Raw genomic sequence first — 12,981 nt, forward strand, 5'->3', positions numbered from 1 at the left:
ACGCGCTGATAATGAATCTTAATTAGAAGAAATTTACACAAACTTACACTCCTCAGTACAATATACGTCTTAGGTTGCATTTAATGTTAATTAGATGAAAATAGAATCAAGACTGTATGAAAATAAAACAACTTAACATATTGAAATAATATCTCATTTTAGAAACGAAGTTTTTAACAGACACAAAAAAGCCAAGCAAATACAGCTTGGCTATTTATATAAAAACTAAAGCGCACACCTTATTTTAAAGGATATTAGCACTCTGCGGGTTAATAACCCTTGAAACTAACAACTGCTCTACCCTAATTCCTTCTACATCAACAACTTCAAACTTAAAGCCTGAAAAAGTTAAATGCTCCGCGCGTTTAGGTATTCGCTTCATATTGTAAATTAAAAAGCCAGCGACCGTTTCATAGTGCATCTGATCAGGAAATTCTTCTATATCAAGTACTTTTGCTAAATCGGTAATTGGGGTTAAGCCATCTACAAGCCATGAATTTTTATCGCGTTCTATGATTAATTCGTCGCCTTGATGAGTAATTAAATCACCCATAAACCCTTTCATTAAATCTTTTACCGTTACAATACCCACCGAAAGCGCATATTCGTTTACTACAACAGCAAATGGTTTTGCTGCGCTTTTAAACGCATTTAAAGCTTCTGATAGGCTTAATGTTTCGGGTAAGTAAAAAACATCTTTATCAATGAGATCATCGTTTATATTGGCAGCTTCGCCCTTTAGTACTTGTCGTAAAATATCTTTAGATTCAACAGAGCCATGCAACTTATCTAAATTTCCTGACACCACTAAAAAGTGGTTATGAGGATGGTCAATAATTTTAGTCGCAATATCATGGCTAGATTCGTTTAAATCAAAATATACAATTTGGTCGCGTGGCGTCATTACGCTTGATAAAAATCGCGCTTCTAGGTCAAACACATTGCCAATGAGTTCATACTCTTGCTTTTGTAAACTGCCATATGCAGCACCTGCTTCCATCATGGCAACAATGTCCTCAGTTGTCACATTGTCTTCTCGCTCAGCGGGTACTTTAAATAAGCGCAGCACAAAGTTAGTGACACCATTAAAAAACATCACCAGCGGGGTTAATGCAAAGGTAACCCAGCGCATTATTGTAACCACTCTAACAGCGACCGCTTCTGGCATGATCATCGCTAAACGCTTTGGCATTAAATCGGCGAACAATATAAACAAGGATGTAATAGTAAAAAACGAGAATAAAAAGCTAATTTTTTCTAAATGTGCACCTTGATAAAACAATACCAACACACTTTCAACATAAGGCGATAAGGCCTGCTCGCCCACAATACCACCCAATATCGCTATCGCGTTGAGTGCTATTTGGATCATGGCAAAAAAAGCCCCTGGATTTTCTTGTAGCTTTAGTACCGCTGCTGCCTTTATATTCCCTTCATCTGCCATTACTCGCAGTTTTATTTTACGCGACGCTGCAATTGCTATTTCTGACATAGCAAACAACGCACTGATCAAGATCAATAAGCTAATCCCGATTAAATCACCCATTTAACGCTCCAAAAAGTTAGTGCTTTTTTAAACAAAAAGCAGCTGGATTATAATCGGTTTTTTAAATGCGGCAATTTATATTTATAAAATATATTAAAGTAACTTAATTTCATGAGGTTACATTGATTAAACTGTTTTTTTAAACTGTTTAATTGCCTTTAAAGGCGACTTTTAATTGAACAACTAAGGCCGGATCCATATTTATATTACAAGCAAAAAATAATGGAGATTGAGCTGTATTTAGATTTAGTAATGGCTCAAGTAGCTCAAGCCTAGGCTCAGTTTTTATTCGATAGCTAAATTGCTTTTTGCTAAGAACAACAAAATCAAGGATATCGTGACGAGTGCTTATGAGTTTATCTATTTTATCTAGGCTATCGATGAGTAATAAATGCTTGTTCTCACTAAAGCCCCTCTCAAGCAAATAGTGATGACTAAAGTTATCACGCAGTACTGCTATTTTATATTTTTTAGCATCATTGAGAGTATTTAACTTTATACCTCTGGACTTTAGACCATAAATAGCAGAATCAAAGCTTTCCAGTTCACCTACCCAGTTAAACTTACTTTCTCTATTAGGTAATCGAACAATTGAAAATATACAGGTGTTTTTATCGCGTAGCGCTGCATTGTAAGATATGGCCCAACTATGCGCCAACATAGTGTATTTTATACCAGTGCCTTCTAGCGCTTTATGAACTTTCTCGACAGAGCGGCCAACGAGTTTATTATCTTCATTGAGATACTGAAAGTCCGGAAATACTTCCGTTACTATTGTGATTTCAGTTGCATCAACTTTAATACAGCTAATGAACAATAAAAAGATCAATAATTTCATTTAGCAAGGCCTCAACTAACTCATTATAAGTATTTAATAAATATAGCTGAGGCTTTATGAACTGCTAGTTTTTAGTCATGTAATGCACACTTATACGCTGATAGTGCTAGTATTTATAGCTCATACAGCTTACTTGTTCATCGCACTAATTAAAAAGGCTGAAATTTTAGCGCCTTCTCTAAGTGTCGTTTCAGAGCTTGATTGGCCAACTAAAGAGCTGTCGGTAAATGGCGCTATTTCCATCATATCAGCACCCGTAATCGGAAACTCATCCGCAATGGCTGATAAAATATCAAGCGCATGCTGTGGTGTTAAACCATTATGTTCTGGCGTGCCTGTGGCAGATGCAAACTCTGCATCAAGCGCATCAATATCAAAGCTTACGTATACTTCATCAACGTTATCAGCTTTTAATTGTGCAATAGCGTCGGCAGCAACCGCTGCTGCGCCGCGCTCAATGATTTCATGTGCCCAATGTTGCTTAACGCCAAAGGTACTTTCCCAGTGCGCTTTAGGCTTGCCACTTGAGCGTATACCAAATTGTATTAAATGATGTGGTGCTGGTAAAAATTCTAAAATATGTGTACACCACGAGCCAAAACATAAATCTATGCCTAAGCGCTCAACGAGTAAATCGGTATGCGCGTCAAAGTGAATAATAGCGGTACGCTTACCTTGCTCACGTTTTGCTTTTAAGTACGCTTTGGTAAGTGGGTAACTAATTGAGTGATCGCCACCAATACCAAATATCCCTTTATCTTTAAATGTCGCGTAAAAGCTGTCGCATACATCCTCAGTGATTGATAACGGACTTACGTAATAGTCGTTATCTTCATTACCGTATAGGGCTTTTTGGCAATTAGAAATGGTTGCATCATTTAGGTATTTATCATGAAGTAAATGTGGGATTACACGTACATCGCCTAAATCAAACGAATGACACTGCGGTTGCTGATCAATTAAAGCTGAGCGCACAAACAGTGGCCCCCAGTTTGCACCGCGTAAAATACCACCGCCACAGTCTGAGCTAATACCTAACATAACGGCTTTATGTGGAGAATTTGGTAATTCATTTAAAGACTCGCGCCACAAATTATCAACGTTTTCAGTTTGTCCATAAAGTTTATTACGCAGTGCGGCTTTGCGCTCCTTTGCAGTATTTACTGTGTATACGCCATCACCAGGTGCGCACAAACAGTGCTCAACTTTGTTTTTAAATGCTTCAAATTGTGTGCTCATAATAAACTCCTTCGATTTTTATTCTGTACGTAGCTAATTACTTTTGATTAGTTATGCAAAATCACCAAAAGTGCCTAAACTTCAAATAAATTCCACTTTGCTAAATAAGTCTGTGCCTAATATAAATAAACACGTTATCTTTTACGTGCTTAATACAAATTTAAGCCATTGAATTAATTTAATATTAATGAATATTTACCATAAACTATTTAATTGTAGTTACGCGCTTGGTTGATACTTATTATGTCTGCTTGAACATGTCAACAGCACAACAAAGCTACTTGTATAAGCACTTGATTGAATATTCATAGTTGATGAATAAATCAAATTAGTTCTTAAAATTATTAAGACTTAATTGGAGGAGTTAAGATAAAACGGACAATCGTCCTGTACTTGATAAACGTTTCTAGCAATGATGCTAGATTGACACAATTTATTATAAAAAGGCTTAGCTATGGAAAAGGTATTTCACTTAGGACTATGTATTGACGATCTTAAAGGTGCAAAACTTGCGATTGTACCGGGCGATCCAGATCGTGCTGCACGCATTTCACAATTCCTAGACAACCCAACCTGCCTTGCTCAAACTCGTGAGTTTCATGTTTACTTAGGTCAACTAAACGGCCATTCGGTGGTTGTTTGTTCTACGGGTATTGGTGGTCCATCTACGTCGATTGCAGTAGAAGAATTAGCACAACTTGGCGTGCGTAAATTTTTACGTATTGGTACAACAGGTGCGATTCAGCCACATATCAACGAAGGCGAAATTTTAATTAGCCAAGCGTCTGTACGTTTAGACGGTGCAAGCCAGCATTTTGCTCCTCTTAGCTACCCTGCTGTGTCTGACTTTTATGCAACACAAGCTATGGTACAAGCATGTAAAAACTTAAATATCGATTTTCATATTGGTATTACTGCATCAAGCGATACATTTTATCCAGGACAAGAGCGTTACGATACGCATTCTGGTTACGTTCCTAAATCACTACAAGGTAGCTGCGAAGAGTGGCAAAAACTGGGCGTGATGAACTACGAAATGGAATCAGCAACATTATTTACTATGTGTGCAGCCCTTGGTTTACAAGCAGCATGTGTTGCCGGCGTACTTGTTAATCGTACTCGCCAAGAAATACCAAATGTTGACCATGGTGAAATTGAGCGTAAATCTGTAGCGGTAGTATTAGAAGCGGCTAAAGTATTACTTGATTAATACCAAGTAAACTCAATAGATAAAATTATAAAGCACAGCTCTGGCTGTGCTTTATTGTTTTTAAGAGGTTATTTTAGCTGAGCGCTAATTACTTCTATTGCCGGTAGATTTTTAAAACTTGCAAGTACAGCACGTGCTACACCCGCTTGGTTTTCATGGCCTGCGGTTTCTAAAAGTGTAATTGATTTTACTGTACTTTCGTTAAAGCTAAGCCCTGCGATAAATAATTGGCTAAGTGCACTTTGTAGTGGCGACAAGCTTGGGCTGTATGCTGCGTTTTCTGCGTAACTTCCGTAAAAATCACTATTTTCAAATGTACTAATTTTTACTGCACTAAAGTTTTTACTATAGGGTACGTATGCGTTTAATGCTGTACTTGCTAGTTTTTCATCTAGTTGATCATTTGCAAATACTTGCTGGTGAGGCTCTGGATTAAACAAGCTAAACGCGTTACCTAAATCAGTCGGCCCAAACGAGTGCGGCAGTAATTCCGCCAATTTAAAGTGTTGCTCTGGCAATAAAATATCAAACTCTTTCGCATCAGCGAGTTCGTTCATAAACTGACGACAATACCCACACGGTGCATCGCTAATCGCTATTTTAACTATTTTTTTAGCGCCGTTTAACCATGCGTTATTTATAGCCGATTGCTCTGCATGAACCACTAAACTCAATGCTTGATGATTAAACTCTACATTTGCACCAAAGTAAAAGTTTACCTCATCGTTTTCATCAAGTGCTTTAACAATTGCGCCTACATGAAAATCTGATATCGGCGCAACAGCATACTCAGAAGCCAAAGGTACTAAACCTTGTAATAATGCATCATCAGACACATTGAGTTGTGCGCATAACGCTTTAATATTATTAGAATTTAATATGCCATGTTGTGATTTTAATTGACTACGTAATGACGCTGTTTGCGCTACGTTTAATGTGATGTGAGAATTTGTAAGTGCTGTATCTTGCTGTACAGTAAAAGTTGCTGAAGCCATAACATTTTTTAATTATTCAATGGCTAAGTAGTTTAAAAGGTTAGGATGTTAAATACCAGCCTATTTAACGCAAAAAAGGGAGCACATCGCGTGCTCCCTTTAATTTTAACTGATATACCCAACAAAATAATTAATTGGTATACCTAACAAAATAATATGTTAGCCGGTATTACGCATACCTGCTGCAATACCTGTCATCGTGATCATTAATGCATTATCAATGTCACCTTCGTTGCGCTTTTCCTCTGAGCGAGCACGGCGTAAAAGCTCAACCTGTAGTAAGTTAAGTGGATCGGTGTACGGGTTACGTAAACTAATCGACTCCTTAATCCAAGGTTGTTCGGCTAGTAGGCTTTTTTGCGGGCTAAGTGATTGCACCAAGCTAATGGCTTCTTGAAGCTCTTTACGAAGTGTTACACCCAGTGGTTTGTACATATCTTCCACCAGCGCATTATCATAATGCTCACTCAACCAACAATCGGCTTTACTAAATACCATTTCTAGCATTTCTAGGCGCGATCTAAAGAACGGCCACTGTAAGCTCATTTCGTTTAGGGTTTCAGCGCCGTACTTATTAAGCGCAGCTTTTAAACCTGTTAACGCACCTAGCCATGCAGGAAGCATTAAACGGTTTTGGCTCCACGCAAAAATCCATGGAATAGCACGTAGACTTTCAACGCCACCATTAGGATTACGTTTTGCAGGACGCGAGCCAAGCGGTAACTTAGACAGCTCAAGCTCAGGTGTTGCCATTCTAAAGTAAGGTACAAAGTTTTCATCGTGACGAACTACATTACGGTAATGCTCACATGACTCCTCACTTATTAGCTTCATTACTTCGCGCCACTGCGGTTTTGGCTCTGGTGGCGGTAATAAGTTACTTTGCAGAACTGCGCCTGCGTAAATATTTAAGCTTTGCAGTGCTACATCGGGTAAACCAAATTTAAAGCGAATCATCTCGCCTTGCTCGGTTACACGCAAGCCACCTTTTAATGAGCCAGGCGGTTGTGAATGCAGCGCTTGTGCAGCGGGTGCACCACCACGTCCTACTGTACCACCACGTCCGTGGAATAAAACAAGTTCAATACCACGCTCATCAGCAAGCTGCACTAGTTTATCCATTGCTTCGTACTGCGCCCAACCTGCTGCCATCATGCCGGCATCTTTAGCAGAATCAGAGTAACCAATCATTACATTTTGGGTGTTTTTAATGTGCCCGCGATACCAAACATTATCAAGCAATGTGGTAATTACATCACTGCCTGCGTTTAAATCGTCGAGTGTTTCAAACAACGGTGCTACTGGTAAATCAAAGCTACAGCCGCTTTCTTTTAGCAATAGTTGTACTGCTAAAATGTCTGACGCTGTTCGTGCCATCGAAATAATATACAAACCAAATGTTGCTTCGTCTTGCTTGGCAATTACATCAAAGGTATCAAGTACTTCTTGTACATCAGGGCTTGGTTGCCAATGTTTTGGAATAAGCGGTCTGCGCGAGTTAAGCTCTGCAAGTAAAAATGCTTGTTTGTCTTGCTCTTGCCATTGGTTGTAGTCGCCTAAACCTAAATAACGAGTCAGTTCTGAAAACACATCGCCGTGGCGAGACGAATCTTGGCGCACATCAAGTTTAGCTAAACGCAAACCAAAGCTATTTATACGGTGCAGTAAATCAAGTAATAAACCATCCGCAACTACTTTCATATTACACTTTAATAAAGAGCGATAGCACACTTCAACTGGGTGCTTAAGCTGATTAATATTAGTAATTAAATCTTGTGAATCGCTGCGCTTATTTTTAATTTTAGCACCTAAGTGCGCCACTGTTTCCGCAACCTGATTTTTAAGCTTTTTGATTACCGCTCTATATGGTTCAAACTCTTGCCCTGCAAGCTCAACAAGCTCATCACTGGCATCTGACATAGAGAGTTCAGCGCACAACGTTTTTAAGTCTTGAATGTATAAGTTAAGTGCCATCCAACGACCATGATCAAGCACTTCTTTTGTTACCTGCGATGTTACAAATGGATTACCATCACGGTCTCCACCCATCCACGATGTAAACTCGATTGGGCTGTAATCTATTGGTAACTCTAAGCTCAACTGGTCTTTAACATTGGCTGAAAATTCACGTAAAAAGCGCGGAACCGCATGCCAAAGGCTATTTTCTATTACTGCATAGCCCCATTTGGCTTCATCAACTGGCGTTGGGCGAGAGCGACGAATATCGTCGGTATGCCAAGCTTGGCTAATCAGCTGTTCAATACGATTTAAAATATTGTCCCGCTCTTGCACTAAGTTATCTTTTCGCTCTAATGACGCTAAGCAATCACTTAGTTCAACGTGTTTGTTAATAATAGTACGGCGCGTAACCTCGGTTGGGTGAGCGGTCAATACTAAGTTTATGTGGAGTTTTGAGAGTGTTTCGGCCAAATGATTACTGTCTAACTGGCCTTGTTCTGCTTTTGTAGCTAACGTTTTTAATGTTTGAGTGAGAGGATTTTGTTGACCAAGGCCAACGTCATTAAAACGCGAAACGGTATGAAATTGCTCTGCTACATTAGCAAGGTTTAAAAAATGATTAAATGAACGGGCAACCGGTAAAAGCTCTTCATCACTAAGCGCATGTAAAACATCTATAAGCGCTTGTCTGTCGTCTTCGTTACCACTGCGAGATGATTTTGATAAAGCACGAATTTCTTCCACTTTATCTAAAATCGCTTGACCTTGGGCATCTTTGATTGTTTGTCCTAGTAGTTGCCCTAGTAAATTTACATTACCTCGCAAGGCGGCGTATTGTTCACTCATTTATCAGTCTCCATTTTTTCGTAGGACACTATTAATATCATCATGAAGAGATATTTAATAGATCCATTTGCAATGTCTTGTCGTAAAAAAGTATATATAAAATAATCACAAAGCATTCACATGATCATTTTTTACGATGGTAACTGCCCTCTTTGTAGCACCGAAATGCAGCAACTAAAACACGCTGATAACAAAAACTTAATTACGCTTGAAGATCTTAACGCGAGCGACTTCAGTGAGCGCTACCCGTATATTGATAAAGACAAAGCAATGAACTATCTGCAAGCTCAAAAGCAATCAGGTGAAATGATTTATGGGCTTGATGTAACTTACGAAGCATGGAAAATAGTGGGTAAACATAGCTGGTTGAAAATTTTTCGCTTGCCAATAATTCGCTTTTTCGCTGACTGCGGATACCTATTATTTGCTAAGTATCGGCACCCCATCAGTCGCTTTTTAATGCCAAATACTCAGTGCAGTAATGGCCAATGTGGACTAAAAGCAAAAGGTGATAAATGAAAACTATTGTTTTATTCGGCGCAAGCAGTGCCATAGCAAATGCATATATAGAACATCTACAAATAAACACGCCTACTCATCAGATCGTTTGTATTAGTTCAAAAAGTATTGAGTCTGGCTCAAGTGTTGTCCACCTGCATACTGACTACACAAAACAAAGTTTAGCGCGCGTTACTAATTACCTAAAAGAGCAAAATGCCGATATACAACAAGTTATTATATTCAATGGTACACTGCACAACGAAACCCATATGCCTGAAAAAAAGATGGAGGATTTAGACGCTGAGTATTTTAGCCAACTTCTAAATTCAAACACCCTAACTCCCCTACTTTGCTTACAGAGCGTATTGCCGCTGTTAACCCACAAAACGCAGTGTACTATTACAGCACTCAGTGCGCGTGTGGGCAGCATTAACGACAATAAATTAGGCGGTTGGTATACTTATCGCGCATCTAAAGCGGCGCTTAACATGCTATTTAAAACTGCCGCTATAGAGCTTGCTCGTCGTGCTAAAAATACCAAACTCATTCTGTTTCACCCTGGCACTACCGATACAGCACTTTCAAAGCCCTTTCAAAAGAATGTACCTGAAGGCAAATTATTTACCCCTGAATTTGTAGCCAAGCAACTATTTGAATTAACAAACAATAACCCTGATTTAAAACTAAACGGTGAGCCTGCTTATTTAGACTGGCAAGGCTCTACAATACCGTGGTAAGGACTTTTAATGCATTTTACTAAAGCGCAAATAGACGCACTTGAAAAACATACCCGTACACATTTAATTAATTCTCTTTCGGGTTTTAAAAGCGCTAATTTAATTGGCACGCAAGACTTACTAGGCAATACCAACTTGTCGATTGTAAGTTCGGTTATTCACCTTGGGGCTAACCCACCGTTAGTCGCAATGATTATGCGCCCTCACAGTGTGCCGCGTCATACGTTTGAAAATATTTTACAAACGGGCACTTACACCATTAATCAAGTGAATAAGTCGATTTATAAACAAGCTCATCAAACTTCAGCCCGTTACGATAAAGACAAGTCTGAGTTTGATGCTACAGGCTTAACACCTGAATACTTAAACGACTTTGCAGCCCCTTTTGTAAAAGAAAGCCGCTTAAAGTACTCGGTTAAATTTGTAGAAAATCAACATTTAGCCATCAATGGGACTGAGCTCGTTATTGGCGAAATTATGGATGTTTTTGTTGATAAAGCCGCGCTGCAAAGCGATGGTTTCCTAGATTTACAAGCAATAGAAACAGTCGCAGTAACCGGGCTTGATAGCTACCACACAAGCAATAAACTCACGCGTTTACCTTACGCTAAAAAGTAATATGACCATTTAAGAGGTTATTATTTTATAGCCTCTTATCGCATAACATTGAATTTTACCTTGGTATTAATCACACTAGCTAAAAATCCAAGGAGAAAAACATGACCACTACGGGCATAGGTACACAATCAAGCGAGCAAGCGTTGGCAAGCCTAAGTAATATGACGCAAACGCTAACCCCTATTGCAGCTGACGAACATTTAGAGCGCATAGCCAAAGCGCAAGCTTATATGCTTGCAAACAACATAGATGCAATTTATTTAAACGCTGGCACCAACCTAACCTACTTTACAGGTATGAAATGGTACGCGAGCGAGCGCATGGTTGGCGCAATATTACCCGCCCTTGGTGAAGTACAATACATTGCGCCTTATTTCGAAATTGGTTCACTAAACGGGTTTAAAGTAATAGAGGGGCCTATTCATGGGTGGCAAGAACACGAAAATCCTTATGCACTTTTTGTCGAAGTACTAAAAAAGTTAAATATTAATGAAAACGCAACCATTGGCATTGATGAAAGCGCACAATTTTTTATATTCGACGGCATTAATAAAGCGCAAACGGGTTTAACACTCATAAACGCACAACCTGTAACGGCGCATTGCCGTATGCATAAATCAATTCACGAGCTTAGCTTAATGCAGCGCGCGATGGATATGACCTTAGCCGTACATCAAGCCACAGCAAGCATGCTTTATGAGGGAGTAACCACCACCGAAGTAGAAGCCTTTATTAAGCAAGCACATCAAAAAGTAGGCGCGCCAGGTAACTATTTTTGTATTGTTTTATTTGGTGTTGCAACGTCTTTTCCGCACGGTGTTAAAGACGCCCAAGTACTTAAAAAAGGCGATATGGTATTAATTGATACCGGCTGTAAAGTACACGATTACCTATCAGATATAACCCGTACCTATGTATTTGGCGAACCTACAATGCGCCAACGGATGTTTTGGGATCATGAAAAAGCAGCGCAAATGGCCGCGTTTAATGCCGCTAAAATCGGTGCTACCTGCGAAGACGTAGACGCGGGCGCACGTACTTATTTAGCGGCGCAAGGGCTAGGTCCGCAGTACCAAACACCGGGTTGCCCGCATCGAACGGGTCACGGCATTGGGCTAGACATTCACGAATGGCCATACTTAGTTGGCGGTGATAAAACCCCACTTGCCCCTGGCATGTGCTTTAGTAACGAGCCAATGTTAGTTATACCCGATGAATTTGGCGTGCGTTTAGAAGATCATTTTTACATGACCGACAACGGCCCTCATTGGTTTACACAACCAAGTTATAGCATTGACGACCCATTTGGGCTTAGCGCCTAAAACTGAATACCTTCAAGAGCAGCTGTTTAGCTGCTCTTTTTAGTTTGGTATTGATAAAGCTAAATTAATCCCAATATCCTTTTTTATACTTAGTTATAAGCAATCCTCAAAAGGATAAATATGAAAAACTTTAAAATTGATATCGTTTCAGACGTAATGTGCCCTTGGTGTGTAGTGGGTTATAAAAACCTAGAAACTGCACTAGAGCAACTTAAAGACGAAATGAGCGCAGATATTACGTGGCATCCTTTTGAACTAAATCCAGATATGCCAATTGAAGGTCAAGACTTAAACGAACATTTAATGCAAAAGTACAACCTAAGTGAAGAACAAGGCGACGAAAATCGTAAAAACATGTTCGAAGCCGGTCAGCGTGCTGGGTTTACCTTTAATTTTGATGGCAAACGTATCATGATCAACAGCTTTGATTTGCATCGTTTATTAATGTGGGCACGTGAAGAAGGTAAGCAAACGCAGCTTAAACTCGCCTTTTTTGAAGCGCACTTCACAGATTTAAAATACTTAAATCAAGAAGAAGCGTTGCTCGACGTTGTTGAAAAAGTGGGTCTTGATAAAGAAACTGCGCGCGGTATTCTACATTCAGACAAATACGTACAAGACGTACGCCAAGAGCAAGACAACTTTAAACAGATGGGTATTACTTCAGTACCTACGTTTATCATAAACGATAAATATGCACTTACTGGCGGACAACCAAGCGACTCATTCATTCAAGCACTAAAACAAATTAGTGAAGAAGAAGCCAAGCAAGACGCTTAACAAGTAAATTGTTGTTTAACACTTCAAAAGGCTGCGCAATGCAGCTTTTTTTATTACGTATAAGTAAGCGAACAAGAATTATCTTACTATAAACTTGTTAGATATTTTATCGTCAACATACAGCACTGAATGCGTGTGATTATTCGTAACATCACAAGCGATTTATCTCTAACACAGCCTCTTGGATTCTCGTAAATGAACTTCACTGTATAAAAATTAGGATGGGTATCTGTAGTGGTCAACTAATTTCAGCTGATGAGCAGAACGCTCAGGCAACGCTATTTTCGTCTGCGTAAAAATTTAAGTTAAACACGTAGATACCATCTCTTCTAACCAGCCTCAAGCTTTCTTTAAATAGCTTGGGGCTGATATTCAGTTTGATTCTTCACA

Annotated in this window: 11 protein-coding genes; 6 read left to right on the plus strand and 5 right to left on the minus strand. The window is 39.3% G+C overall.

Annotation, left to right across the window (positions count from 1 at the left end; translation table 11 throughout):
• Positions 1–244 precede the first annotated feature (244 nt).
• From I6F42_RS02235 to I6F42_RS02245, 3 genes are all read right to left on the minus strand, one after another.
• Positions 245–1,546, minus strand: a complete 1,302-nt coding sequence (locus I6F42_RS02235; RefSeq protein WP_007582388.1) for a hemolysin family protein — start codon at positions 1,544–1,546, stop codon at positions 245–247.
• A gap of 148 nt (positions 1,547–1,694) precedes the next feature.
• Positions 1,695–2,384: an amino acid ABC transporter substrate-binding protein gene (locus I6F42_RS02240; RefSeq protein ID WP_169045147.1), complete on the minus strand. Its 690-nt coding sequence runs from the start codon at positions 2,382–2,384 to the stop codon at positions 1,695–1,697.
• Positions 2,385–2,513: 129 nt separating this feature from the next.
• On the minus strand, positions 2,514–3,623 hold the full coding sequence (locus I6F42_RS02245; protein WP_007582386.1) for an arginase family protein: 1,110 nt from the start codon (positions 3,621–3,623) through the stop codon (positions 2,514–2,516).
• A 454-nt stretch (positions 3,624–4,077) separates the two neighbouring features.
• Between I6F42_RS02245 and udp the strand changes: the two genes are divergently transcribed.
• Positions 4,078–4,833, plus strand: coding sequence for a uridine phosphorylase (gene udp / locus I6F42_RS02250; protein ID WP_007582384.1), 756 nt, complete (start codon positions 4,078–4,080; stop codon positions 4,831–4,833).
• 68 nt (positions 4,834–4,901) lie between these two features.
• Here the strand turns inward: udp and cdd are convergent, their stop codons facing one another.
• Positions 4,902–5,828, minus strand: coding sequence for a cytidine deaminase (gene cdd, locus I6F42_RS02255; RefSeq protein ID WP_197150608.1), 927 nt, complete (start codon positions 5,826–5,828; stop codon positions 4,902–4,904).
• A gap of 159 nt (positions 5,829–5,987) precedes the next feature.
• Entirely contained in the window at positions 5,988–8,633 is a 2,646-nt protein-coding gene (ppc, locus tag I6F42_RS02260; RefSeq protein ID WP_010553973.1) for a phosphoenolpyruvate carboxylase, read from the minus strand.
• 120 nt (positions 8,634–8,753) lie between these two features.
• On the opposite strand from ppc, the gene I6F42_RS02265 reads away from it, so the two are divergent.
• The 5 genes from I6F42_RS02265 to I6F42_RS02285 all read left to right on the plus strand — a co-directional run bounded on the left by I6F42_RS02265 (position 8,754) and on the right by I6F42_RS02285 (position 12,591).
• Positions 8,754–9,152 carry a thiol-disulfide oxidoreductase DCC family protein gene (locus I6F42_RS02265; protein WP_010553974.1) on the plus strand — a complete coding sequence of 133 codons (399 nt, stop codon included), beginning with the start codon at positions 8,754–8,756 and terminating at the stop codon, positions 9,150–9,152.
• Complete coding sequence (locus tag I6F42_RS02270; protein WP_197150626.1) at positions 9,149–9,871, plus strand: SDR family NAD(P)-dependent oxidoreductase; 723 nt, start codon at positions 9,149–9,151, stop codon at positions 9,869–9,871. The genes I6F42_RS02265 and I6F42_RS02270 overlap by 4 nt, the downstream gene beginning before the upstream one ends.
• 9 nt (positions 9,872–9,880) lie before the next feature.
• On the plus strand, positions 9,881–10,489 hold the full coding sequence (locus I6F42_RS02275) for a flavin reductase family protein (protein WP_197150628.1): 609 nt from the start codon (positions 9,881–9,883) through the stop codon (positions 10,487–10,489).
• Positions 10,490–10,590: 101 nt separating this feature from the next.
• On the plus strand, positions 10,591–11,811 hold the full coding sequence (locus I6F42_RS02280; protein ID WP_197150630.1) for a Xaa-Pro peptidase family protein: 1,221 nt from the start codon (positions 10,591–10,593) through the stop codon (positions 11,809–11,811).
• Between the two features lie 120 nt (positions 11,812–11,931).
• Positions 11,932–12,591 (plus strand): DsbA family oxidoreductase, encoded by a 660-nt coding sequence (locus I6F42_RS02285; protein WP_165724950.1) that lies wholly within the window; start codon positions 11,932–11,934, stop codon positions 12,589–12,591.
• The last annotated feature ends 390 nt before the right edge of the window (positions 12,592–12,981 follow it).

Source organism: Pseudoalteromonas sp. SWYJZ12, assembly GCF_015864395.1.
GTDB lineage: Bacteria > Pseudomonadota > Gammaproteobacteria > Enterobacterales > Alteromonadaceae > Pseudoalteromonas > Pseudoalteromonas arctica.